The sequence below is a fragment of the Xanthomonas sp. GPE 39 genome (genome assembly GCF_000963005.1).
In the GTDB taxonomy this organism is placed as follows: domain Bacteria; phylum Pseudomonadota; class Gammaproteobacteria; order Xanthomonadales; family Xanthomonadaceae; genus Xanthomonas_A.
Window position 1 is genome coordinate 3451468 of the sequence record NZ_JZHZ01000007.1, and the last position, 26415, is coordinate 3477882.

Here is a 26415-nt window from a genome sequence, read left to right on the forward strand (position 1 = left end):
CTTCGTCGTCTTCTCAATGCTCATGCTTGGAAATGCAACGTCTCTACTTCAAAGTTCATAACACGCTCTAGCGCACACCGCTATGCTGGCCACCCTTTTGCGCGGAGCCTTCGCGTGCTGGAATCGCTACCCACCGAACTGCCGTGGCTGCTGTGCATCGCCTTCAGCGCCGGACTGGTGGACGCGGCGGTCGGCGGCGGCGGCTTGATCCAATTGCCAGGGCTATTTGCGACCCTGCCGCAGCAGGCACCGGCCCTGCTGTTGGGGACCAACAAGTTCAGTTCGATGGCCGGCACCGGCGCAGCCACCTGGCGCTACACGCGCCATGTGCGCTTGCCATGGCGACCCGTGCTGTATGCGACGGCGGCGGCGTTCGCGTTCTCTTTCCTCGGCGCCACCGCGGTCAGCCTGTTGCCGAAATCGGCGGTGCGTCCGCTGATCCTGGTGCTGCTGATCGCGATGTTGGGGTACACCCTGCTCAAGAAGGACTTCGGCGCCTTGCACCGACCACGCCGCATCGGCCGCCGCGAATTGGCGATCGCGCTGACGATGGGAGCGGCAATCGGCTTCTACGACGGTTTCTTCGGCCCGGGCACTGGCAGTTTCCTGATCTTCCTGTTCATCCGTTTCTTCGGCCTGGATTTTCTGCGCGCCTCGGCGGCGGCGAAGGTGGTCAATCTGGCGACCAACCTGGCCGCCCTGTGCTTCTTCGTGCCCAGTGGGAAAGTGCTGCTGGCCGCCGCACTGCCGATGGCGGCGGCCAACGTGGCCGGCGCGGTAACTGGCACGCGGCTGGCGCTGCGCGGTGGCACACCGTTGATCCGGCGATTGTTCCTGATGTTGGTGGTGGTGCTGATCGGCAAGATGGGGTGGGATGTGCTGCACTGAGGCGCACCGTCTCAGCGCGCGCGTCATCCGGATCAGGGCTTGGATGGTGCGTCGGCGGTGACGCGTCGGCGCGACCGGCTACCGGTTGGCGCTGCGATTTCGACCGGCGCAGCCGCAGCCGTGTCTGTCGCGCGGGCACGTTCGGGCAGCTTCAATCGCTTGGCCTGCTCGTCGTATTCGATCAGCAACACGCCCGAATCATGACGGCCACTAATCTCCACGAAACAGGCACCGCCAATGAACGGCTCCAGCGTCATCACCGATTTCAACGGCGTGGCCACCACCATCTGGAAGCCGAAATTCTCGAAGATATTCATCGCCAACGCGGTGAATTCGTTATCGGCCTTGTCGAACGCTTCGTCCAGCACCACGGCGCAATAACGCGGCAGTTCGCCGTCCTCGCCGCCGAGCTGGTAGCGCAACGCTGCGGCCAGGCAGGTGGTGGCCAGCTTCTGTCGCTGGCCGCCGGATTTACCAGCGCCGCTGCGATAAATCTCCACCTGCTGGCGCGTGGCGGCATCCAGTTCCACGCCGACGAACTCCACGTGCAAGCGCACGTCCAGCACCAGCTCCCGCCAGCGCTTGTCCTCGCCCTCCTGCGAACCTAGCCGGTGGACCAGCGCACGCAGTACCGCAAATTGCTGCTCGGCCAGTTCGCGCTGTTCGGTCTGGTAATGACCGAGCACTTCGCGCAGGCACTGCTGGAATTCGATCACCTCGGGCAAACGGCGGTCGCTCAATTCGATGGTCAGCAAGGTGCCGCGATTGAACGGTACCTGTTCCAGGCTGGCGTTGACTTCATCCAGGCGCTGGGCGATGGACTTACGCGCCTCCGCAGCATGCCGTTGCAACGCCAGCAAATTGTTTTTGCTCTGACTCTGCAACAGCTCGAAAAAGCGCGCCTCGTGCTGCGGCAAGCCATCGCGTTCCAAGCGCTGCAAGCGGGCGAGGAAGTCATCGGCGCCAGAGAGGGTGACACTGAAATCGCCACTGTCTTCCGGCCATTGCTGGCAGTAGCGGCGAAAGCAGCCGAGCAGCAACTGCTCCAAGCGATGGTGTTCCTGCTGGCTGGCGCCGAGCTGGGCTTGGATACCGCGTTCCAGGTTGCGGAACAGATCGGCCAGGTTGTCCAGGCTCAACATGCCGAGCGCCTCCAGGCGCTCGCCCAGGCCCTGGCGTTGCAGCGGCGTGAGGACACGCGCGTCGGCATCGGCACATTCCAGACGCTGCTTTTCCAGGCGTGCGCACTCTTTGCTGAGCGCCATCCGCTCGCTGCGGAGATCCTGATAGGTGCGGTCGGCATGTTGGATGTCCGCGCGCGCGTGATCGATCGCTTCGCCCAGGGCACGCAGGTTGGCGTCGCCTTCGCGCAACTGGCGCAGTGCCTGCGCGATGTCGTCCAGGCGCTGCAAGGGCGCGGCCACGTCGATCTCGTCCCAGCCCAGATTGGCCAGGGTGTGCCAGGCCAGACGTTGCGTGCCCGCGCGTTCGCGACGTGCGCGCAGCGTCGCCACGTCGGCATCGCAGGCGGCGATGCGCGCGGCCAGTTCCTGGCCTTCGCGCTCAAACAAAGCCAGTTTGTCGCGATTGTCAAAACCCAACAGCCAGCGCCGACGGTCGCCGATGGCATGGCGGTCGTCCTTTTCGTAACGCTCGCCGGGATGTTTGACCTGGCCTTCGCGGGTGATGGCGCGTTCGGCATGCCGCAACGCCTTCGCACTGTCCACGCAGTCGTAATCGAAACGCTTGCCCAGTTCGCGGCGCAGCCAACCGGCGAAGGCATGTTCGCGCAGTTCCAGCTTGTGCAGCAGCGACGCCGATCCAGGCCCGTTGGCAGAGGACAGCGCTTGCGCGTTGTCGCGTACCCGGTAGTAGACCAGGCGGATTCCCAAGTGGTTGCGGTTGACCCAATCGGCCACGTCGGCGTAATGACGCTCATCCACCAACAGCGATTGCGCGAACCCATGCAAAACGCGCTCGATCGCCCCGCGCCAGGCGGCTTGATCGTCACGGACCTGGATCAACTCGCCGACGAACGGCAGCGCCGCCTCCGGCACGCCGGTATCGGCGCTCAGCCGCGCGCGCAGCGCCTGCATCGGCGCCGGAATGTTGGAAGGATGACGCGTGAGCGCTTCGATCTCGGCGCGCACCTCGGCGAAGCGTTTTTCGTCCTCGGCCTTGCCGGCCATGCGTTGGAGGATCGCTTCGTCCAATTCGGCGGCCATCCGCTGGCCATCCTCCAGCGCCGCGCGCGCCTGCGCGGCCTGTTCGGCAAAACCATGCGCGCTGCCGGCCAGCACCTGCTCCAGCACACCACAAGCCTGTTCGGCGTGGGTCCGCTTGGCCGCACGGCGGTCGCGCTCGGCCTGGACTTGCGTGTGTTCGCGCTCCAGCGCATCGATGCGCTCGCCACCCTGTTCGCGCCGCTGCGCTTCCAGATCATCGAGACGGCGCTGGTGATTTTCCAATGCGGCACGCCGCTGGCCTTCTTCGCCGGCCAGCCCGCGATCCTGGGTGTCCAGCGCTTGCAAGCGTGCATCCAGCAAAGCCAGACGGCGCTGCTCACGATAAGGATCCAGGCCGAGCTTGAGTTCCTCCAGTTCGCTGCGCTGGCGGCGCAAGGCCATCAGCTCGGTGTGATAGCCGCGTGCCGGGCCCAGGGTTTCGACCTGGCGGCGCGCGGTGACCACCGCCTGATGCGCGCCATCCAATTCGGCAAAATCACCAAGCAGCCGTTCGGCGGCATCGAAAGTCTTGGGCGCTTCGAGCATGAAACCACGCAGGAAGGCATTGAGATCGCCCAGGTTCTTCGCCGACTGGGTTTTGTGCAGCAAGCGCAGCGCCGTTTCGTTGCCGATACCAAGCTGGTGACGGAAACGCTCGGCATAGCCAGCAAAACTGTCGAAGTGATGCACATCAGGCAGACGTTGCTTGAGCTTGCGCAGGTCCAGGTCGAAGCCGGCCAGCTCGGTGGCAATATCGAACGCACGCTCAGCCACCATGTAGTGCTTGCGCACATCGCCCGGCGCAGCGCCGCTGCCGGCAATCCAGAACAGCCGTACCAGGCTGACCACGCGCTCCTCGCCGTCGTGATACTCCAGCACCAGCGCGGTCCAGGTGGCGCCCTTGCGCAGGTACTGGGTGGCGATTTCGCCGGAGGCACTGTCCTGTTGATCGGCCCAGGCGCCGCGCACGTAAGACACCAGGTTGCGGTCGCGGCCACTGCGTTCTGCCTCGCGCGCGGCGGCGTTGAAATCGACGATGCTCGGCGGCGTCAGCAATGCCGACATCGCATCCAGCAAGGTGGATTTACCGGAACCGGAACGGCCGACGAACAGGAAGCCACGCGCGGCAATCGGCACCTCGGTCAGGCCGGAAAACGTGCCCCAGTTGTAGACCTGCAAGCGCCGCATGCGGAACTGCTGCAGGCGCGGATCGGGCAAATCGGCGGCGAACAAGCCGGAAGACGCGGAGGATTTCATCGGCACAGTCTAGAGCGTGTATGCACTTGGAATTGAGTTGCGTTGGTCGCCAGCGTTACGAAGGTGGTGGTGATGAGGCGTGGTAACACTAGCCGTCACCAGACACATCCGCAGCCGCATCGCCGTTGTCCGCAGATTCCGGCGCCTCGCGTAGTTCGCGGTAGACCTGGGCCAGTGCGGCCACATCCTCGGCGGAGAACAACAGTTTGAGCGCTGGCGAAACTTCGTATCGCTGCTCTTCACCGCGCAAACGGGTCAGGACATGGTTGTCCTTCATTTTCTGCACGGCATTGCCAACGCGACGCAGAAAGCCGGCGCGGTCGGTGGACACATTTTTTTCATAGACAGCCAACGCGTCGCTCAACTGCGCCTCTTCGACCACCGCGCGCACCCCACGCGCATCGGCTTCGGCCAACTGTTGGCGCAGGTGCAAAAGCAACACCGAGTCGATGAAGGTCAGCGGCGCCGAGCGCAGCAATACCGGCGTTTCCAATTCGCCGGTGTCGGCCTGGCGGGTGAACGCGATGCCGGTTTCGCGATCCAGCACCAACTCCAGGAACAATTCCGACAGCGCGCTGCGAATCGCCGCCTCGTTGCGCAGCAGCGCCGGCCACAGCGTGCTATGCCGCTGTGCGTCCACGCTCGGGCCGCTGAGCAACTGGCACAGCACACGCCGCGCATCCAGCGGCAGAGCGCCACTGTCGCCTGCGAATAATCCGTTGCCGGGATCTGCTGCGGTCGCGGTATCCACATCGCCTGCCGCATCGGACGCATCCGCATGGTCATGCCAATTCATGGCGTTTCTCCTGGGTGAACCACACCAGCGGAATGCGCGCACTACGCCACTGACCGTCGCCACCACGCCAGTGCGCGTGTTCGTGCTGTTCGGGCAGGACCACACCATGGCGCGTGCCCAGCGACAGATAGCCGATCACGCTGCCCAAGCCCTGGCTGGCCTCACGCTGTGCCAGCACCTGGGCGATGGACAACTGCCGATGCGCGGCGAGCAACTCGAACAGATCACGGCGCAAGCTGCGGAAATCAATCTCCGATTGCGCGACCAGATCGCCAACGCTGTCCAGGGAGATCGCCGCCGCCTCGTTGCGCTGGATGCTGCCATCGATCTGTTGTTGGCGCGGATCGTGCAAGCGCCACTGCGACAGCGAGCGCAGGCGACTGCTGGTCAATTTCAGGTCGCGGCCGATGCTGCGCTGCGCGGGAATGCGATCACGCAGTGCCAGCGCTTCGGCCTGTGCCTGCTTGAGGAACTGATTGAGGCGGCGCTGTTCGAGATAACCACGGCTCTGGACGAAGCCACGCAAACTGCGCGCGAAATGCTGCATCACATCGTGGACCTGGCCGCCGCGTTCGAGCATGGTGGCGGTCAGCCCGCGCAGGAAACCGCGTTCGCGCCGATCAAGCTTGCGCGCAAAACCACGCGACAACAATGTCTCCAGCGCCGCATCCAACTGCGCGCTTTGTTCGGCATCGTTGAGCAACGCCCAGAACGCCTGAAAACTGCGGCCGGCATCGCTGTCACCGATCACGTCCACGCCTTCGAACAGCTTGCCCAGAATCTCGCCACGCTCGCCATCGTCATCGATGATGCGTTCGCGGAAGCTGCGGTTGAGTTGCTCGAAATCGTCGCGGACACGGCGGAAATCTTCGGTCAACTCGTCGGCCAGAGCGATCACCTGGCGCGTGCGTTCCAGTGCGCGCTTGCCATCCAGCGAGGCGACTTTGCCGGCGGAAACCCGCGCGATTTCCGCATCGATCCGGTCGCGTTCGTCGCGCAACGCGGACAAACGCGCATCCGGATTGGTTTCGGTCAACGCCGCCAACTGCGCCAATTGCTGCATCACCAGCGCCAGGCGGCTCTCGGTGGCGGCACCGCGCGTATGTTCCAGTCCATCGACGAAGCGGATCGCCTGCAAAGCCTGGGTCGACACCTCATAGTCTTCCTGCTGCGCGCCCTCCGGCAGCCGGCGCTCCAACCACCCCTGGGCCAGCCAGTGAGCCAGGTAGGCCTGCGCGGTGCGCGGTAGGTCGCGTGCCAGTTGATCGGCATTGAGATCGTCGAGCATGCGCTGCAGCCGCTCGTGCAGGACCGCCGTCGGCAAGCGACGCTCGTTCTCCAGCAGCAAGGTTTGCAGCAAACCGATGATTTCCGGTGCCTGATCGGCCGCGATCAGCTTCCACAACGGCTGCTCGCGCAGCGCGCGATAGCGGGCGATACGGGCGCGGTGTTTCATCGGGTGTGTGCCGAGCGCAAGCAACGACAAGATTGCAACGACGCGGTCATGCTAACCCAGCACCGCATGCGGCACGCTCAACGCGCGCCGCAATCGATGAAACGCAGGAATTCGGCGCGCGTGCGCGCATCTTCGCGGAAGGTACCGAGCATCTTCGAGGTAACCATGCTCACGCCCCGCTTGTGCACGCCGCGGGTGGTCATGCATTCGTGCGAGCCCTCCACCACTACACCCACACCCAGCGGTTGCAGCGCGTCCTGGATGCATTGCGCGATCTGCGCGGTCATCTTTTCCTGTACCTGGAAGCGACACGCGTAGGCATCGACCACCCGCGCCAGCTTGCTGATGCCCACCACCTTGCCACGCGGCAAATAACCGACGTGCACCTTGCCGATGATCGGCGCCATGTGGTGCTCGCAGTGGCTTTCGTAATGGATGTCGCGCAGCACGATCAGCTCATCGTAGCCAGCCACTTCTTCGAAGGTACGCAACATATATTCGCGCGGATCCTCGCGGTAGCCGCTGAACCAATCGCCGTAAGCCTCGGCGACCCGCCGCGGGGTATCCAGCAAGCCTTCACGGGTCGGGTCGTCGCCGGCCCAGCGCAGCAGGGTACGCACCGCTTCCTCGGCCTGGGCCTGGGTCACGGAAGAAACAGGAGTGTGTTTGGAATCGGCCATCGAGAAGAAACGCACGTAAGAGGGGCTGCATGGTACCCGAGTCGCCTGGAGGACGCCGTTTCGGTGCCGCGCGCAGGCTGCCCGCCAATCCCCTGGCTCTACGCGCCGATCAGCCAGCTTCAGCAGTACAGCCTGGGCGTCAGGCGACCGACGATCAGGGTGACATCGTGGATTGTGGAATTGAAAATAGGACGCCGCGTTGCCGCAGAGAGGCTTCCATGGGAGTAACCACCGTACTCTGGCGTATTTGCGCGCTATTTATCACATAAATTTACTGTCCAGCCTCGATCATGGCATCGCCATGCGGCAGCGATGTACTTCAGTTCACCTGCGGCACGCCGCTACTGCTGTGTTCACCCGGCCAAGCGCAGTCGCGCGACCGTCGACAATTCGCTCCCCCCACCATGTCTGTTATCCCCGCTTCCCACCCCACGTCGGCGAAATCCACCCCCATGCACGTCTTCTCGAATCTGCGTATCGGCCAACGCCTGGCCCTGGGCTTTCTCTCGATCATCGTGCTGATGGTCCTGCTCACAGTCGTCGGCATCGAGCGCGTCCACAGCATCGACCAACGCCTGACCGCCATCAACGCGGTCAATAGCGTCAAGCAACGCTACGCGATCAATTTCCGTGGCAGCGTCCATGATCGCGCGATCGCACTGCGCGACGTGGTGCTGCTGGACGATCCGGCCAGCCGTCAAACCACCAAGGACTTGATCGACAAACTGGCCGCCGACTATGCGCGCTCGGCGCAGCCGCTCAACGACATGCTTGCGGCCTCCAACGATCCCAAAGAACAGGCCATCCTGCAGCGGATTCAGGCAATCGAGCAGCGCACCATGCCGTTGATCGTGCAAGTGCGCAGCCTGCGCGACAGCGGCGACAAAGACCAGGCGCAAACCTTGCTGCTGCAGCAAGCGCGTCCGGCCTTCGTCGACTGGCTGGCCAGCATCAACGCCTTCATCGACCTGCAGGAAGCCAAGAACCGCCAGGCCGCCAAGGAGGCGATGACCACCGCGCATGACTTCGCCGTGCTCATGGTCGGCTGCACCGTGCTGGCCTTGCTGTTGGGCTCCGGCATCGCCTTTCTGCTCACCCGCCGGGTGGTATTGCCGCTGCGGCAGTCGCTCCGTCTGGCCGAGCGCATCGGCGCTGGCGATCTGAGCAGCCCCGACACCTCCACCGCCAACGACGAATCCGGGCAATTACTGCGGGCGATGCAGCAAATGCAGCGGCGCCTGCATGAAGTCATCTCGGCGCAACGCGAAATGGCCACGCGCCACGATGCCGGTGCGATCAGCTACCGCATGGATGCGCAACGCTTCCCCGGCGAATACGGACAGATGGTCGCCGGCACCAACGCCCTGGTCGATGCCCATGTGCAGACGCAATTGCGCATCACCGAGGTCATGGGCCGCTACGCTGTCGGCGACCTGCGTCAGGAAATCGCGGACTACCCCGGCGAAAAGGCCGCGATCACCGCCACGATGCGGCATGTCAAACAAAACCTGCATGCGATCAACGTGCAGATCCAGACGCTGGCCGAAGCCGCCTGCGCCGGCGACTTCGCTCACCGCGGGCAACCGGAGAAATTCGAGCATGCCTTCCGCACCATGGTCGAGAACCTCAACACCATGATGGCGACAGCCGATACCAACCTGGGCAAGTTCTCGGCACTGTTGCGTGGCATCGCCGAGGGCGATCTCACCGTACGCATGTCCGGCAACTTCCATGGCGTGTTCGCCACCATGCGCGACGATGCCAACAGCACCGTGCACCGCCTTACCGACATCGTCGCCCACATCCAGCGCACCACCAACAATATCGGCTTCGCCGCCGAGGATATCGCCAGCGGCAATCAGGAGCTGGCGCAGCGTAGCGAACAACAAGCGTCCAACCTGGAAGAAACCGCCGCCGCGATGGAGGAGCTGACCTCCACAGTGAAGCAAAACGCCGAACACGCCCAGCGTGCCAACCAACTTGCACTGGGCGCAGCCAGCGTGGCAACGAACGGACGCGACGTGGTGAGTCAGGCGGTGGAAACCATGAGCGGCATCGAGGCAGCGTCCAAGCGCATCGCCGCCATCATCTCGGTGATCGATGGCATCGCCTTCCAGACCAATATCCTGGCGCTCAACGCCTCGGTGGAAGCCGCGCGCGCCGGCGAGCAAGGCAAGGGTTTCGCGGTGGTCGCCTCGGAAGTCGGCACCCTCGCCCACCGCGCCTCCAGCGCCGCGAAGGAGATCAAGACGCTGATCGACGACTCGGTACAGCGCGTGACCCATGGTGCCGCGCTGGTCAACAAGGCCGGCACCACCATGGGCCAGTTGGTCACCAGCGTGCAGCACGTCACCGACATCATGGGCCACATCTCGGCGGCCTCACGCGAGCAAGCACAGGGCATCGAGCAGGTGAACCAAACCATCGCCAAGATGGACGAAGCCACCCAACAGAACGTCACCCTGGTGGAAGAGGCCAGCACCGCAGCGCGCTCGCTGGAGGAACAGTCGGCACAGCTCACCCAGGCGGTGGAAGTGTTCAAGGTCGGCGCCTACGTCTGAGCGCAGAGCGCAGCCAGCGTTGCCGCCTGGTCTCGGCGGCAACCGATGGCGGCAACGGGTGAACGCAAGGTGTCGGGCGATGACCGGCGGTGCCTGCCAAACCACGGCATATGCCTGCACACAGGTTAGGATGGCGCCTTCCCATATCCGCCCATTGCGCAGATTTCAGTGAAGGCCCGCACCCCCGACGCAGCCACGATGGCATGAGCCGCGCGTCGAACCGCGAGCCCGCCAGGGCACAATCCCGCAAGGAACGCTGGCAGCACTGGATCGCCTTGCTGATCAGCGCGTTGCTGCATCTGCTGATGGCAGTGCTGCTGCTGTATGCCGCCAAGCCGACCATGTCCACACCGCAAGGCGCGGCTGGTGGCAGCCGGATCAAAGTCGACTTCATCGGCGAGACCAAGCGCCCCGATCACCCGGTGCCACCGCGACCGACACCCCCGCCCGCGCAAACGCCAGCTCACCGACGTGCGGCGCGAGCGGCCAGCCCGGTGCAGTCCACTCTAGTCGCACACGCGGACGACCCGGTGCCGCCGACCGACACCGCCACCCAATCAACCGAAAACGCCCCGACACCCCCCTCCGAGGAGCCGACAGCCGTCACGGCACACGCTCCCTCCCCGGCCCAGGACGCGCCGACGCCGAGCCAGACCACCGCCAGCACACCGCCACCGCCCACCGAACGCCGGCCTCAGACCTGGACCGGACGCCCGCCAGGCGCGCTCGACACCGACACCGCCCCAGACAACAGCGGCCTGACCGAGGGCCCAGGCAACCGTGGCAACCGACACGACCTGGACGCCTCCCAGCCCAGCCTGGAAGTCGGCGGCTACCTCGTCTACTACGACCTGGGCAGCGAAACGCAGTTGCGCGCCTGGCAACGGCAGGGCATGAAGGAACTGTTCATCCTGCTGCCGGGAACCGAGTACCGCATGGTCTGCCCACTGGAAATCGCGCTTACCCGTGGCTCCGGCAAATGTCGCGCGCTGCCGCAGGACTCGCCGGAACTGAAGACGATCGGCGATGCACGCCAGGTCATCACCATGTTGCAGGTCTACCATCACGGCGAATTGGTCTGGCGCGGACCCGGCCCGTATCGCTGAGCGGCAAGGCAAGAGCGGCCTCCCACGCCCTCAAGACCTGGGTAGCCATCGTAATAGCGAGATGGCAAAAATCGGTACGTGTCACCGTGGCTGACAGCGTCCCCCATCACCCTGCTCGCCGGACAACTCCGGTGTGGCACGCAGCGAAGACCAAGCACCGTGTTGGGATCCGAATCCACGCCTGACACTGCGGTGTTGTACAAGCACCGCCGAGCCCCCGACGCGCAGGGCATGGGCCAACACACCAGCAAACACTGCGCCTGTCTCACGACAGAGTGAAACGCGATACAGCGCATAGAAATAGCGTGCACACGCCACGTCACCGTGGCCATCGCGATTATCTCAAAATCACGATTATTTAATAATTGAATATCCAAATTCCAGTTTGGCATGGCTGAAACACCATGCCTGGACGATCACACAGTTTTGACGGAATAGGAGAAAATAAACAATAAATTGGCGGATTATCGACAAATATCGCGCCGCTTATGCAAACCATCGCCGTCCTGTCAACGTACAGAAACACCTTTTCTATTGTTGTGGTTCATTCGCCACGATCCATCACCAAGAGTGAATCGATACGGCAGATAAACACCCGACTGCATTGTCTTAGAAATCACCATATCGCCATAGTAGCGTTTGCCACCCAAACCACCCCACCCCACGGATGGGGATTTCAAGCACGAGGAGATTCCCCATGGCAAAGCTACAAAACCGTCTGGCATTGAGTGCTCTTTCCGTCATGCTCGCCGGAGCACTGCTGCCCCTGGCCGCATCGGCATCCCCGGCGCGCGGCACCGTGCTCAGTAGCTCGGTCCTGACCAATTATACCCACGAGGCGATCGCCACCCTGCTCGCCAACGGTGGAACCAACGACAAGGCCAAGTGCGACGTGCGCGTCGCCAAGTTCACCTACTCCACGATCGGCGTCTACGGCGAGCCGGCCACTGCTTCGGCGGTGCTGCTAGTCCCCGGCGGCGAACAGTGCCGCGGTCCTTTCCCGCTGGTGAGCTATGACCAGGGTACCGAGATAAGGCGCTCCGCCGAGCAAGCCAAGGAAATTGTCGAAGACGAGAAGGGCGACGACACCATGCTCACCCACCTCGCCACCCAAGGTTACGTGGTGGTAAGCAGCGATTACCTGGGCATCGGCCAATCCAACTATCCGTTCCACCCTTACCTGCACGCGCGCTCGGAAGCCAGCGCCACCATCGACGCAATGCGCGCCGCACGGCAGGTGTTGCAGAAGCTGAAAACGCCACTATCGGGCAAGGTCATGCTGAGCGGTTTCTCGCAGGGCGGCCATGCGGCGATGGCCACACAGCGCGAGATCGAAGCGAACCTGTCAAGCGAGTTCAACCTGGTCGCCAGTGCTCCCATCTCCGGCCCGTATGCACTTAGCCAGACCTTCCGTGACAGCTGGAGCGGTCGCAACGCCGTGGGCGAGAGCACCTTCGGCATCCTGCTGGCCAGCTACGCCATCGTCGGCATGCAACACACCTACCACAATCTGTATAGCAACCCGTCGCAGGTGTTCCAGGATCCGTGGGCCGATAAGGTCGAGCCGCTGTTCCCAGGCAAATACACTGAGACCGAGCTGTTCCTCAGCGACATCCTGCCCAGTATCGACAAAGTCCGCAGCTACTTCCAACCCGGTTTCTACAGCGACTTCGCCAATAACATCAATAATCCGTTCCTGCGCGACTTGACCCGCAACAACGTGATCGACTGGGCGCCGCGTACCCCGACCCTGCTGTGCGGCTCCGACAACGACGCCACCGTGCCGCTGAAGAACGCCAAGACCGCCATCGCCGCGTTCAAGGCCCACGGCAGCAATCAGGTGTCCATGCTCGACCTGGGCTCCGGTGATCCGAAGGACAACAGCGCACTTGAGCACCTGGTGACCGGAGTCGAGTGCACCATCGCCGTGCGTCAGGGCTTGTTCGATAAGTTCCGCTGAGTCAGCGGCGAAAGATCGCAGGAGCGTCCCCTCCCCCCGCTCCTGCGATCATCATCGGCCAGTGAACGCTGCCGCGCCCGATCGGCGCGGCAGCATGTAAGTGAGCATGCCGACAACGCGAACCACCCGTACCGGCATCAGGCGGTCAACGCGTTGCAAGGCACTCACTCTGAAAGCCGACCGTCAAGGTCAGCCAACTCGCCTAGCCGTCCAAACCGGCCGGCTCCATTTCTGATCCAACGTCTTGCCGCTAAAGGCGAGGTGTCTGGATGTCGAAACGCGACTGTCGTGCGAGTGCTCGAAGGCTTATCGTGATCCAATCGAGAGGCCTCGTGCGCAACGCTCACACTCGATCTCCACGCGTCTGAGCCAACGTACCTCGACGCTGAGCGATAGGCTCTTGAGGTTAAGACGAGAGCATGTCCTCGGTCACTGCCACGGATGCTCCATCTCAGTCGCGTCCTCGTCTCGATGCGTAACCGTGAAGGTTGATCGAGACAGTTAGACTCCAGCAGCGCATGCCTGATCGTCAGGTCTTGTGGCGGTGATCGCTTCAGCAGATCGATGCAAAGCATCCTGCCGATCCATGCCAACGCTTGCGCCCGCTCCGCGTGCGTGCGGCCTGTCCGACGATGCTTCACCAGATCTTCGACACCAAGCAAACTTGGCTCCATTACACTGCCCACCCAGCCCCCACGGCGCGCCCGTCGGGAGGGACACCTGATGAGATGCGATGGAAAACGTGATCACAGCCTTCAAATTGCCTCTTGCATTTGAATCTTGAGAACGACCTTCGCCATATTGGAAACAGCCGCAATGACCGACACGCCTACCGTTCCCGTTCTTTCCGCCATCGAAGCACGTGCGCTCGGCTGTCTGATAGAGAAAGAGGCAACCACACCGGATACGTATCCACTCACGGTCAATGCGACGGTGATGGCGGCCAATCAGAAGAACTCGCGCGAACCGGTGATGGCACTGAATTCAGGCGATGTGCAACATGCGCTACGCCAATTGGAAGCGCGTGGCTTGGTCCGACAACAATTCTCCTCGCGGGCGGAACGCTACGAACATCGAGTGACCACAGCACTGGATTTGACTCAGCAACAGGTGGTGTTGCTCGGATTGTTGTTGCTGCGTGGTCCGCAGACGGTCAATGAGTTACTGACACGAGCCGAGCGCATGGCACGTTTTGCTGATGCCGAGGATGTGCGTCATTCGCTGGAACGCCTGGCGCAACGTCAGTTAGCCGTGCATTTGCCGCGTGCCAGTGGACAACGGGAGGATCGCTATATGCATCTGCTCGGCGGGCCAGTAGATGCACAGACGCTCGCCACGACGTTCAAATCCCGCGCGACAGCAACAGCATCGGCACACGATGAATTGGAAGGACGCGTGCAAGCGCTGGAAGCCGAGGTGGCCGCGTTGCGCGAGAGCGTGGCGCAGTTGCAGGCATCACGGGTCATACCGTAGCGCTTGGGATGCTGCGCGTTGCATGCACACGAGCGCGTCGCCGGATGGTCGTGGCGGTCCAGCCATGCTGCGCGGGCGTGTCAGCGATCTGTGCCTGGTTGTTTGGCGCTCACCTCATCCGCTGTAGAGACGGCAGCGGTGTCCAGATGCAACCCGAACTGGTTCACCGCTTCACCCAATGTGTCGGTATTCTGGCTCCCATGCGCGCCTTTTCCCGACTCGCCCTGCTTATGTCCTTGCTCCTGCTGGCCGGCTTCGCCCAGGCCAACGGCACCATCGAGAACGTGCAGATCCAGGGCCTGGAGAAGCGCGCAGACGCCGCGATGATCGAGAACATCCAGGTGTCGCTCTCGCTGTACGAGACGATCGGCAAGGTCCAGGGCGAGTCGCGCCTGGAGTACCTGCTGAGCCAGGCCCAGCGGCAAACCTGCCAGGCATTGGAACCGTTCGGCTACTTCACTCCGACCATCCGCGTCGATGCCCCGCGTCAAGGCAACAAGCTGACCGTGGTGATCCACGTAGACAAGGGCGAGCCGGTGCGGGTGCGTCACTTCGACGTCGCCATCACCGGCCCAGGCGAGGACGATCACTACCTGGGCGAAGACTTGAAGAACTTCCGCCCGCAGTCGCACGATATCTTCGTCAGCAATGACTACGAAACCAGCAAGGTCGCCATCAGCCGGCGCCTGGCCGAGCGCGGCTACTTCGATGCGGACTCCACCCAACGCAAGGTCGAGATCACCCGCGCCGACCACGCCGCCGACATCGATCTGCGCTGGGACAGCGGTCGCCGCTACAACATGGGGCCGGTCCGCTTTCATCAGGACTACTTCAACCCGCACCTACTCGACCAACTGGTGTACTGGAAAGAAGGCAGCTACTACCACGAAGGCAAACTTGATCGCCTGCGCGAGTCGCTGCTGAAGCTCGACTATTTCAGCACCATCGACATCCAGTCCAAACCGGAGCAGGCCAATGCCAACGCCGAGGTGCCGGTGGATGTCAAACTCACCCTGGCCAAACGCAGCATCTACACCAGCGGCCTGAGCTATGGGAGCGAGAGCGGTGCCGGCGTGCGCCTGGGTGTGGACCGCCGTTATGTCAACGCACGCGGGCACAAGCTCAGCGCGCAATTGGATTACGCGCAAAAGCGCAAAAGCTTCATCACCAGCTACCGGATTCCCGCATTTCGCTGGCTCGACGGGTGGTACACCGCGTCGTTTCGTGCCTACGACGAACAGACCGACTATATCGACCTGCGCAACATCAAGCTGACCGGCAGCCGCAGCGGCCAGATCAACGAGCACTGGATCGCCATCGCCTCGCTCAATGCACTGCGCGAACGCTGGCGCTACGCCACCGACAAGGTATTCGATGGCGCGCTATACGAAACTGCGACCCTGCTCTACCCGCAGATCGAAGCCAACTACGTGGGCGTGGACGACAAGGTATTCCCGCGCAGAGGCTTCAGCGGCAACGTCAGCCTGCGTGGCGGCACCAAGGCGTTGGGCTCCAACGCCAGCTTCGCCCAAGCACAAATACGGCTGAACTGGTTCCATGGGTTCGGCGAGAACGATCGGCTGATCCTGCGCGGCGAAGCAGGTAGCACCTGGACCGATGCGCTGATGGCAATGCCACCGAGCCTGCGTTTCTTCGCTGGCGGCGACAACAGTATCCGCGGCTATGCGTTCCGCGAAGTCGGCCCGCGCACGCCGCCGCAACCGGATCGCTTCGCACTCGGCGCCAAATACGTCCTCACCGGCAGTGCCGAGTACGAGCACTACTTCAATGGCGGGCCATGGGGTGGAGCGGTGTTCGTGGACAGTGGCAGTGCCTTCGACACGACACCCGACTGGCACACCGGCGTGGGCGTGGGCCTGCGCTGGCGTTCGCCGATCGGTCCGGTGCGCGTGGATATCGCCCACGGCTTGAACAGGCCCGACTCTCAGTTCCAGCTCTATCTCAACATCGGAGCCAACCTGTGAGCGCGTCAGCCGGTCTGTCCACGCCTACAACGCCGCCGCCACGTCGGCCGCGCTTCTACCGGCGCAAGCGCTTCTGGTGGGGATCGGCACTGAGTATTGCCGGCCTGGGCCTGCTGGTGGTGATCGCTTTGTACTGGCTGCTGCAAACCGTTGCCGGGCGCGACGTGCTGCTGGCGCAGTTGGTGGCGCGGTTACCGACCGGCTCGACCCTCACCTGGGAACGCGCCGACGGACCGCTGGCCGGACCGCTGACCCTGTACAACCTGGATTTTCGCTACGACAAGATTCACTTCACCGCAGAGCGTGCGTTTCTGGATCCGGATATCCGTCCGTTGTTGGGACGCAAGCTACAATTGAATGCGCTGGAACTGCGCAACGCCACGCTCAACCTGGCCAAGAGCGACACCCCCTTCGAACTGCCGCGCTGGCCGCAGTCGCTGCCGCAGATCGACATGCCACTGGCATTGCAGGCCGACCGCATCGCCATCGATGGTCTGCGCATCACCCAGGCCCAACAACCGCTGATCGCGATCCAGCGGCTGCGTGGCGCGGTGGAAGTGGCCAACGGCGAATTGCGCGCCACTCAGTTGGTCATGAACAGCGACCGTGGCGATTTCCGTGTCAACGGCCACTACGTGCCGGCGCAGGACTACCAGACCGACCTCACCGCCAGTGCGGTGCTGCCGGCCGCGCGCGGGCGCACGCCAGCGCGCCTGGGACTGGTCGCGCGCGGCGACCTGGACAAGATGGAGATAGCCATCGCCGGCAACGCACCGGCACCGCTGCGCGCCACTCTCGTGTTCACCGGTCGTCGCGATCCCACCTGGGCATTCGCCGCGCACAGTGCGTCTCTGGACCCCTCCTTATTCTTGCCACCGGACACCAATGCCGGTGCCGCAGGCGTGCCGTTGGCGTTGGATCTACGGGCCACGGGCAAAGGCGGCGACGCCACGCTGCAAGGCGAGGTATCGCGCGATGGAAACAAGGTCGTGCTGGATCCATCGCGGTTGCGCCTGGACAACCAGGTCCTCACCGTCGCACTCCTGCAACTGCACGCCTTCGACGGACAGATGCGGCTGCACGGCAACGCCGATCTGCGCGATCCGGCCAATGCGCGCCTGTCATTTTCGATCAACGCCAGCGGCATGCGTTTTACCCCAGCACCGGATCCATCCACCCCGCATGCTCCGGCGATCCCGATCACCCTGGTCGACGCCCACCTCGGCCTGGCGGGCAGCGTGCGCCAATGGGCCACCTACGGCGAAGCCACCGTCGCGCGCGGCAAAGAAAGCGCCACACTGCACCTGGATGTACGCGGGGACGATCACCAAGCGCAGTTGGCGCAAGTGCAAGCGCGCATGTCCAGCGGCACGCTCGACCTCGGCGGCCACCTCGCCTGGGCGCCAGACCTGCACTGGGATGTGCATGGCACGCTGGCGGGATTCGATCCGGGCTATTTCGCACCCGGCTGGGACGGCACGCTGTCCGGCACATTCGCCTCCCAGGGCAAGCAATTGCCGACCCACGCCGATGGCAGCGCTGCCGGCTACCAAGCCACACTGACGGTGCCGCGCTTGAGCGGGCGTCTGCGCAGCCGCCCGCTCGACGCCAAGGCCACGCTGGCATTGCAAGGCAAACAGGGCGAAGGCACCTTGCAATTGCACTTGGGCGATAGCCAAGTGCAGGCACAAGGCAAGATCGGCGACCAACTCGACCTCGACGCGCAACTGCAACCCTTGCAACTGGCCGACCTGCTACCCGGCGCGGCCGGCAGCCTGCGCGGGCGCGTACAACTGAAAGGCCGTCCCGAAACGCCCGACCTCACCGCCGACCTCAACGGCAGCGGCCTGAAGTGGGACGGCAACAGCGCCGACAGCATCAGCCTGCACGGACACCTGCCGTGGCGCGGCAGCGGTGGCACATTGGCCTTGCGTGGCAGTGCGATCAACGCCGGCATCCTGTTGCAGACACTGCGCGTGGATGCGCGTGGCGCGGTGGAGAACCTGCAACTGGATACGGACATCCACAATGCCATGGGCGCACTGGCCTTGGCCGGACAAATCCGCCACGACGGCGCGCGCTGGCAGGGCACGTTGAACACGCTACGCATCGCGCCATCCAAGGGTGAGCCGTGGCAGTTGCAGCAAGCCGCCAACGTTGCCGTGGCCGGCAGCACCTTCACGTTGTCGCGTAGTTGCCTGGCGCCGAACAGTGGCGGTGGCACGTTGTGCGTCTGGGCCGACTGGCCCAAGCAGGGGCTGACGCTGCAAGGCGACGCGCTGCCACTGGCATTGGTGCAGCCGTGGCTACCGCCCAACAGCGGTCGGCAGATATACCTGCGTGGCGATCTCTCCATCGACGGCAATATCAAACCTGCGGGTAACGCCTGGGAAGGCGCACTGCGCCTGGCCTCGCGCACGGGCGGCCTGCGCCTGGGCGACAAAGCGCATGACGAGTTACTGCGCTACGACCAATTTAGTTTCGTCACCGATTTAACCGCACAGCACATCCATTCCAAACTCGGCATCGGCTTCCAGGGCGACGGCTTCATCGATGCCACCGTCGACACCGGATGGGACGCCTCCGCGCCGCTGACCGGCGAGATTTACATGAACATCGCGCGGCTGTACTGGATGGAATTGTTCTCGCCCGATCTGGTCCAACCCAAGGGACTGGTCGCAGGCCATGTCAGCCTGCGCGGCACCCGCGCGCAACCGGCGATGGGCGGCCAGGCCACGCTCAGCAATTTCACCGGCGAACTGCCCGCATTGGGCCTGACCCTGAGCGAAGGCCAGGGCCGCTTCGACGCACAGCCGGACGGCTCGGCGCGCATCGTCGCCTCGGTAAAATCCGGCCAGGGCACGCTCAACGTCGACGGCGGATTATCCTGGTACGGCGACAGCACCCCGTTGCAATTGAACATCCACGGCAACAACGTGCTGGCCTCCAACACCGTCGAATTGCGTGCGGTGATTAATCCCGACCTGCAGTTCGGCATCGCCAACAACACCATGTCGTTGAGCGGCCAGGTCACCGTGCCCTCGGCCGATATCAATCTGGAACGCCTGGATCGCGGCACTTCGCTGTCCGAAGACGTTGTGGTGCTGGATCCGGCCGATCCGCAAGCAACGGCGAGTTCACCGCTGGAAATGGACTTGCGGGTGACCCTCGGCGATCAGGTCAAGATGGCCGGTTTCGGCCTCAAGGGCGCACTGACCGGCGTCATGCAAGTGCGCTCGCGCCCGGGCCGCGAGATGACCGCCACCGGTGGCCTGGATGTCAGCGGCAAGTACAAGGCCTACGGCCAGGACCTGACGATCACACGCGGCCAATTGGCCTGGAGCAACAACATCGTGTCCGACCCGCGCATCAATATTCGCGCCGAACGCCAAGTGGCCGACGTCACCGCTGGGATCGACGTGACCGGCCGCGCCACCGCGCCGCGTGCGCAGGTGTGGTCGGACCCATCAATGTCGCAATCCGAAGCGATGTCTTATTTGGTGCTGGGCCGCAGCCTCGGCAATACCAGCAGCGACGAAGCCAACCAAGTGACCGCCGCCGCGAATGCGTTGTCGGCCGGTAGCGGCCTGCTCGCCTCGCAGCTCGGCGGCAGACTCGGCTTCGACGATGCGGGTGTCAGCCAGTCGCGTGCGCTCGGCGGTTCGGTCGTCGGATTCGGCAAATATCTCTCGCCGAAACTTTATGTGAGTTATGGCGTGTCGTTAATCGGCAGCGGCTCGGTACTGACACTGAAATATCTGCTGGGCCACGGCTTCGATGCAGAAGTGGAATCGACCACGGTGGAGAACCGTGGTTCGCTGAATTGGCGGAAGGAGCGGTAGGGGAAAATTCGCTCAGCACTACAATCGCATCATCTTGAGAAATTTTTTACATAGGTTATAAATTGTGTCAGCGCTGATTTAAATCTGACCCACCGCTGACAGCGCGCATACACCACCGCCAAATCCACTTTGTATTTCTTCAGCGCGTCGGCTCCGAACTTGTCTACGCCCTGCAACGACGCATCCGCCGGTAGCGTGTGCCAAGCCAAGTCAAGCAGCGCTGCCGCCGGACTTGCTATCACGCTTGAAGTAGTCGGTGTAGAACAACGCCATCGGTTTGCCGTCCTGGTCAAACACCTCGTAGACCTTCATGCCGTCGTGGTAGGTCGGGATGTCGGTGCGTTCCTTGAAGGTGATGCCGTACAGCTCGGTGGCGGCGTAGAACACGCCGTTCTTTAACACGTTGTCCAGTTCGAAGTACGGCTTGATCTGCGCTTCGTCGATATCGTACTTGGCCTTGCGCACCTCGGCGTAGAAATCCCAGTCGGCGGCGGTGAGCTTGAAGCCGCCCTTTTGCGCATCGATCACCTTCTGGATGCCGCGCAATTCCTATAGGATGATAGCGACCGGCGCTTGGCAACGGCGGTCTACCCGCAGTTTGAATCTTTTCAAGATAGAAAAGGATTCTGGGATATGCTTTCCTTGCAGGAACTCGCCGAAGATAAGTTGCTCGCTGGCGAGTCGAGGTGCGGGCATTATTTTTTATCTGAATCGCCTGACTTATGAAAAGAAGAATGAAGTGCTTATGCTGGATGAAATACTGACGACAAACTAGGAGTGTCTCCATGGTAGACAAGAAAAGTGAAGGTCGCGGCGTGGCAGATGTCGTCGCCAAGCTGCGCACGCAAAATCGGATTCTGAAGGCGTTCTTGGCGCTGGCGCTGGCGCTGCCTTTCATTTTTATGATGATGGGCGCGCGTAGTCCGGTTCGCAGGCAGGTCTTCTCCGAAATCGATGTCAATCGCATCAATATCGTCAACGACGATGGATCGAGATCCATGGTCTTGGCGGCACGCGGATTTCTGCCGGATATTGTGTTGGACGGAAAGATCGAGAAAAGCGATCGCGGCAAGAAGATGCCCGGGATGTTGTTCTACAATGGCGTAGGCGACGAGGTCGGCGGGCTGATCTATGACGGCTATATCGATAAGGACGGCAAGCCAAATGGCGGCGTGCATTTCTCCATGGATCGGTATGGCGGAGATCAGCAGTTGGCCCTGCATCATTACGAGAATGGTGGGTCCATGGAGACGGGTCTTTCCATATTTGATCGCGGTCTCTCTCGGCAATACAAGGGGTTGTATGAGAAATACTTGGCTGCCCCGAAAGGTGTGGAGAAGGATGCGCTGTTGAAGCAATGGAAGGAGGCAGGCGGTCAGCAGACCCAGAGGCTCTTTGTTGGGCGCACGTATGGAAAGTCGTCCGCCGTCATCCTCGCGGACGATGCGGGAAAGCCCAGAATCATCATGTCCGTCGAGCCTAACGGCAAGGCATCGTTGGACTTCATCAATGACAAGGGCGATGTCATCCAGAGTTTACCGGGGAACTCTGCCGCGAGTAGGTAGTTGATAGGGAAGAGACAGATCATGGATCAAGATGCGCCTGGTAGAGCGGAGAAGAGTTCCCGCGGGATGTTTCGCCATCAGGCGCTCGCTGCATCGATGGAGCCAAAGTCCTACGGCACGGTGCTTCTGCTTGTTGGCCTAGAGCAACAACATCGTGTCGGACCCACGCATCAATATTCGCGCCGAACGCCAAGTGGCCGACGTCACCGCCGGGATCGACGTGACCGGCCGCGCCACCGCGCCGCGTGCGCAGGTGTGGTCGGACCCATCGATGTCGCAATCCGAAGCGATGTCTTATTTGGTGCTGGGCCGCAGCCTCAGCAACACCAGCAGCGACGAAGCCAACCAAGTGACCGCCACCGCGAGTGCGTTGTCGGCCGGTAGCGGCCTGCTCGCCTCGCAGCTCGGCGGCAGACTCGGCTTCGACGACGCGGGTGTCAGCCAGTCGCGTGCGCTCGGCGGTTCGGTGGTCGGATTCGGCAAATATCTCTCGCCGAAACTTTATGTGAGTTATGGCGTGTCGTTAATCGGCAGTGGCTCGGTACTGACACTGAAATATCTGCTGGGCCACGGCTTCGATGCAGAAGTGGAATCGACCACAGTGGAGAAACGTGGCTCGCTGAATTGGCGGAAGGAGCGGTAGCTCTGCGCTTACGAATACATCGAATGATAGATAGGCAACGGCGTGTCTAGATAACTCTGGGTGGATCACTGAAATCTAGCGTCTCCACCCGACATGGACGAGATAGCAGTCCATGACTTTCCCAAACGTGCCCCCATTACGGCGTCCTTGCCGTAATGCGTCAACGCCGCCGCCGAGCGGCCAGCGTCGATCGAAGCGGATGCAAGCGCTGGGCGATGCGCTTACTCGCCTTGCGCCTGCGAGTAACCCCTGACGCCGTCGAATGCGTAGAGGTTCTCGGTCTTGACGGTTTCAAAGCCCGCCTCGGACAGACGCAGCAGCAGCGAACACAGGTGGGCAGGCTTCAGCGTGGTTCCGTCCGCAGCCAGGAACCGGCAGCGCCAATGATCGGTCCGCGTGGTCTGTTGCAAGCCGCTCGGGTACACCTTCACCCCACGATTGGTAATCAGGGCCAACCGAAGCTCCGGACCGGCCAGTGCCTGCAATTGGTTGCCCAGCGTGTCGGCATCGCGTCCTGGATGATCCCAATGCACGAAGACATCCATGCCTTCCAGGGTTTTGGCGACCTTCGCACGTGCCGATTCAATGACCGGAGCAGCGGCTGACGCTGTGGGTTGCTCTGGGTAATCGACGGAGGGGATTTGCTGTGGCTTTTGGCCAAGACGCGCGATGACCGCGTCGGCAAATTCCTGCGTGCCGACTTGCCGTTGACTGTGCGAACCGAAAATGTCGGCGGTGTGCAGCCCCTCTTCGAGCGTGCGCAACCAGGCATTGTGGATCGCGGTGGCCGCTGCCGGACGTTGCAGATGGACCAGCATCATCACTGCGCTGAGCAGCAGCCCGGATGGGTTGGCAAGATCGCGCCCGGCAATATCCGGCGCCGAGCCGTGGACTGCTTCGAACATCGCGCACTGGCGGCCGATATTGGACGAAGGAGCCAGGCCAATGGATCCCGCCACCTCAGCCGCGACATCCGAAAGAATATCGCCGTAGAGGTTGGGTGTGACCACCACGTCGAAGCGACGCGGATCCACCGCCATCTTCGCCGTTCCGATATCGATAATCATGTGGTCATTGGCGATCTCTGGATATTCCTTCGCGATCTCATCGAATACGCGATGGAACAGGCCGTCGGTCAACTTCATGATGTTGTCTTTGGTCATGCAGGTGACCTTGCGGCGACCATGCGCGCGCGCATACTCGAAGGCATAGCGCACGATCCGCTCGCAGCCCGGGCGGGACACCAGCTTCAGGCACTGCACGACTTCGTCGGTCTGCTGGTGTTCAATGCCGGCGTAGGTGTCTTCCTCGTTCTCGCGCACGATGACCACATCCATGCCCGGATGATGCGTGGCGACGAAGGGATGGTAGGCCACGCAGGGGCGCAGGTTCGCGTACAGACCGAAGGTCTTTCGCAGCGAGACATTCACGCTCTTGTAGCCGCCGCCCTGAGGCGTGGTGATCGGCCCCTTGAGCAGCACGCCGTGCTCGGTGACCGCGTCGATGACGCTGCGATCAAAGCCTGCCGCATGCCCTGCCCGGTACGCCTCAAGCCCGACGGTGAGTGGCGTGAACGACAGCCCTGGGTCTGCTGCCGTCAGGATCTTCAGCACCGCACGGGTGATTTCCGGGCCGATGCCGTCTCCTTCGGCCACGGCAATGGTCCGGGCGGGCAGGTGAACGGCGGCTGGATTGAGCAGTGCTGACATACGATCTCCTATACACGACATGTGTGTCGTGCATTATAGATCGCGTTACATGGTTCGCGTCAATAGACTAGGCTTTGATCATAGTGTACCCGGGACGAACGGTATGGACTCCAGCGGCTGGACCTTCTTCAGCAACCACAGCCATGTGCTCTTTTGTCTAGCTGCAGACCCGCAGCAGACATTGCGGGAAGTCGCGACCAAGGTCGGCATTACCGAGCGGGCCGTCCAGCGCATCGTGGCTGAACTCGAAGCGGCCGGGGTGCTGCAGCGCCAGCGCGACGGACGCCAAAACACCTACAGCATCGTGCGCGGGGTGCCGCTCAGGCACCCGTTGGAAGCGCATTGCCGCATCGGCGATCTGATCGACGTGGTGGTGGAGCGACGTCCACCCGATGCTGAGTAGCGCCCCCACGCACTGCCCGCATCGCAACGGCATGCTGGAACGGGTGATCCGTCCCCTTGAGGAGCCGTGCATCACCGGCATCGCTTCGAAAGTCAGGTGTATGCCCTGCGCGTGATCGGCGATTGGATTGCCCTCCACAACCGCCAACGCTCACCCGACAGCCACTGGCGACGTTTTGTTAGCCACTGTCAGGATGCAAACCCTGGATACGGCCTGTGTCACTCCATCTGTGCCACTCCATTCACCACATGCGCTGTGCAGGAACCGGTGGTAGAGAAGTGAATCTGTCCGCATCCGCACATCAACCCTCATTGCACGGGGCGCGGCTTGGCCTGCCGATACTGGTGCTTGTCCCCCGTGCGCTGCCCATTGGCATCGATATCGGCGCATATCCGGCCACCGCAAATAACCGCATCGGATGCGGAATAGGCTTGGAGGATAGGGATAGCGTTTTCGTAGCGCTGGAGTTCTTCCCTGGCAGCCGAAAGTTCGCGGCGGTAATAACCTAATACAGCGCAACCGACGAGAAGAACGAGCAGCAGGATCACACCTGCGGCCACAAACCAAAGCCACACGGTCTTGTTGGCTTTTTGCAACTGCGCAGAGGTGGCCGATACGGCGAGGTCATATCGCGCCGCAACCGGCGCAATCGCGTCCTTGGCTTGCTTGGTAATCTGAGAGCTGGCTCCAACCACAATGCTATCCACACGGCGATGTAACTGCGCCAGATCGCCTTGCAATGCGTGCATTTGTTGATCGAAGTTGGCCTGCATCCTTGCCTCACGTTGCTCGAACTTGGCTATCAACGCCGATTGCAGCTTGAGCGTGCTTTGAAGCGATGCCAGTAGGCTGGGGAGTTCTTGCTCGCTGGACATGTGCGTTCCAATGACGATGCGATGGGCCATCACATTTTCATGATGGGACCTTGAATCTGCCTAGCCATTTCTTGCTGCTGAAGTTCTTCTGGTTGCTGTGCCGCAACCAGATCTCGTCCCAATTGCGCGTGGGCCTGGACGTGAGGTGACTGTTCGATTTGTCCGCAGACACGCGAAATCTCCGCATCATCGTCAGCGAACAACGCGGCAGCCAGTCGATCAAGATCGTGGTCGCCCGTAGCGAAAGCTTGCCTTTCGTGTTGTCCCTCTTGCTGTGGATGATCGAGGCTGCTATGCAACGAACCCGATTGCGATTTTCTCTTGTCGTTTGGATCAAGCGGGACGGTCGGCTCGCCGGATTGCGGAGGCTTGATCTTGCGGTCGTCAGCGTCGTACCACTGCTTACCGTCGAACCAATAGCCACTGCGGCTGGAAGCAAGCCCAACGTCTTGATACAAGTTCTCGCCAAAATCAGGCGCATCTACTTTTTTACCGTCTTTGCCTAGCGGCAGTGACGGGGTGACATCGGCGGCCTTCAATAGCGTGCTGGCGACACCGTTACTATTGTTGTACAGCGGTGAATATTCAAGCTTTGCATCGTTGATCTGCTTTCCTGCAGCAAGCGCCGAATGCAGCTTCCGCTCAAGTTCCTGATCGGTTCCTTGCCACACGACCAGGTGTTCGTGCTTTTCTCCATTGAGCGGCCAATCTGGCGCCACTTCGCGTTGCACAACGACGTTTCCTTGCGCATCTCGAAACAAGGCTGGGTCGTCGGGCTTGGCTTGATCGACCGGTATTGGGCGAATGGAGCCATCGGGTTGCCTCTGGTACACGGCGTCGTATGGCGGGACATAGGGCGCGGCATCAACACGGATGTTGCCAAATTTGTTGGAGCCGAGCAGCGTACTTTCTAGGAATTCGGGTAGCGGGCTACCTTCTATGGCCACATCCGGACCAGCGCGCACGACCATCTGGCTACCATCGGATCGTT

15 protein-coding genes and 3 pseudogenes are annotated in these 26415 nt (G+C 62.2%); 10 read left to right on the top strand and 8 right to left on the bottom strand.

The features are described 5' to 3' along the window. Positions 1 to 114 precede the first annotated feature (114 nt). Complete coding sequence (locus tag XALGPE39_RS14500; protein WP_045728783.1) at positions 115 to 888, top strand: TSUP family transporter; 774 nt, start codon at positions 115 to 117, stop codon at positions 886 to 888. Positions 889 to 920: 32 nt separating this feature from the next. On the opposite strand, the gene XALGPE39_RS14505 is transcribed toward XALGPE39_RS14500, so the two are convergent. The 4 genes and pseudogenes from XALGPE39_RS14505 to folE form a co-directional block, all read right to left on the bottom strand. Beyond that, complete coding sequence (locus XALGPE39_RS14505; protein ID WP_045728784.1) at positions 921 to 4370, bottom strand: SbcC/MukB-like Walker B domain-containing protein; 3450 nt, start codon at positions 4368 to 4370, stop codon at positions 921 to 923. Positions 4371 to 4458: 88 nt separating this feature from the next. Continuing rightward, positions 4459 to 5109 (bottom strand): annotated as a pseudogene (locus tag XALGPE39_RS14510) (DUF4194 domain-containing protein); the annotation flags it as partial. 43 nt (positions 5110 to 5152) lie between these two features. Continuing rightward, complete coding sequence (locus XALGPE39_RS14515; protein ID WP_045728786.1) at positions 5153 to 6622, bottom strand: DUF3375 domain-containing protein; 1470 nt, start codon at positions 6620 to 6622, stop codon at positions 5153 to 5155. Positions 6623 to 6699: 77 nt separating this feature from the next. Beyond that, positions 6700 to 7302 carry a GTP cyclohydrolase I FolE gene (gene folE, locus XALGPE39_RS14520; protein WP_045728787.1) on the bottom strand — a complete coding sequence of 201 codons (603 nt, stop codon included), beginning with the start codon at positions 7300 to 7302 and terminating at the stop codon, positions 6700 to 6702. 452 nt (positions 7303 to 7754) lie between these two features. Here folE and XALGPE39_RS14525 point away from each other — a divergent pair, with 452 nt between their 5' ends. The 6 genes from XALGPE39_RS14525 to XALGPE39_RS14550 all read left to right on the top strand — a co-directional run bounded on the left by XALGPE39_RS14525 (position 7755) and on the right by XALGPE39_RS14550 (position 20229). Next, on the top strand, positions 7755 to 9863 hold the full coding sequence (locus tag XALGPE39_RS14525) for a methyl-accepting chemotaxis protein (protein ID WP_045728788.1): 2109 nt from the start codon (positions 7755 to 7757) through the stop codon (positions 9861 to 9863). Positions 9864 to 10066: 203 nt separating this feature from the next. After that, positions 10067 to 10969, top strand: a complete 903-nt coding sequence (locus XALGPE39_RS14530; RefSeq protein ID WP_045728789.1) for a plasmid stabilization protein ParE — start codon at positions 10067 to 10069, stop codon at positions 10967 to 10969. A gap of 697 nt (positions 10970 to 11666) precedes the next feature. Then, positions 11667 to 12929 carry a lipase family protein gene (locus XALGPE39_RS14535; protein WP_045728790.1) on the top strand — a complete coding sequence of 421 codons (1263 nt, stop codon included), beginning with the start codon at positions 11667 to 11669 and terminating at the stop codon, positions 12927 to 12929. 816 nt (positions 12930 to 13745) lie between these two features. Beyond that, complete coding sequence (locus XALGPE39_RS14540; protein ID WP_045728791.1) at positions 13746 to 14402, top strand: DUF480 domain-containing protein; 657 nt, start codon at positions 13746 to 13748, stop codon at positions 14400 to 14402. 230 nt (positions 14403 to 14632) lie between these two features. Then, positions 14633 to 16387 carry an autotransporter assembly complex family protein gene (locus tag XALGPE39_RS14545; protein ID WP_152624923.1) on the top strand — a complete coding sequence of 585 codons (1755 nt, stop codon included), beginning with the start codon at positions 14633 to 14635 and terminating at the stop codon, positions 16385 to 16387. A gap of 14 nt (positions 16388 to 16401) precedes the next feature. Beyond that, positions 16402 to 20229 carry a translocation/assembly module TamB domain-containing protein gene (locus tag XALGPE39_RS14550; RefSeq protein ID WP_045729261.1) on the top strand — a complete coding sequence of 1276 codons (3828 nt, stop codon included), beginning with the start codon at positions 16402 to 16404 and terminating at the stop codon, positions 20227 to 20229. A 110-nt stretch (positions 20230 to 20339) separates the two neighbouring features. On the opposite strand, the pseudogene XALGPE39_RS14555 reads toward XALGPE39_RS14550, so the two are convergent. After that, a pseudogene (locus XALGPE39_RS14555) lies at positions 20340 to 20766 on the bottom strand (M3 family metallopeptidase); the annotation flags it as partial. Between the two features lie 248 nt (positions 20767 to 21014). Here XALGPE39_RS14555 and XALGPE39_RS14560 point away from each other — a divergent pair. Both XALGPE39_RS14560 and XALGPE39_RS14565 read left to right on the top strand, forming a co-directional pair. Continuing rightward, positions 21015 to 21794 carry a hypothetical protein gene (locus tag XALGPE39_RS14560; RefSeq protein WP_045728794.1) on the top strand — a complete coding sequence of 260 codons (780 nt, stop codon included), beginning with the start codon at positions 21015 to 21017 and terminating at the stop codon, positions 21792 to 21794. A gap of 142 nt (positions 21795 to 21936) precedes the next feature. After that, positions 21937 to 22437: pseudogene (locus XALGPE39_RS14565) on the top strand (translocation/assembly module TamB domain-containing protein); the annotation flags it as partial. 221 nt (positions 22438 to 22658) lie between these two features. Here XALGPE39_RS14565 and XALGPE39_RS14570 read toward each other — a convergent pair. Continuing rightward, a complete protein-coding gene (locus tag XALGPE39_RS14570) occupies positions 22659 to 24146 on the bottom strand; it encodes an NADP-dependent isocitrate dehydrogenase (protein WP_045728796.1) in 1488 nt (495 codons plus the stop codon). 103 nt (positions 24147 to 24249) lie between these two features. Here XALGPE39_RS14570 and XALGPE39_RS14575 point away from each other — a divergent pair, with 103 nt between their 5' ends. After that, a complete protein-coding gene (locus XALGPE39_RS14575; protein WP_045728797.1) occupies positions 24250 to 24549 on the top strand; it encodes a winged helix-turn-helix domain-containing protein in 300 nt (99 codons plus the stop codon). Between the two features lie 308 nt (positions 24550 to 24857). On the opposite strand, the gene XALGPE39_RS16260 is transcribed toward XALGPE39_RS14575, so the two are convergent. After that, positions 24858 to 25454, bottom strand: coding sequence for a hypothetical protein (locus tag XALGPE39_RS16260; RefSeq protein WP_235429830.1), 597 nt, complete (start codon positions 25452 to 25454; stop codon positions 24858 to 24860). Further along, entirely contained in the window at positions 25454 to 26395 is a 942-nt protein-coding gene (locus XALGPE39_RS16530) for a hypothetical protein (RefSeq protein ID WP_235429831.1), read from the bottom strand. The genes XALGPE39_RS16260 and XALGPE39_RS16530 overlap by 1 nt, the downstream gene beginning before the upstream one ends. Positions 26396 to 26415 lie beyond the last annotated feature (20 nt).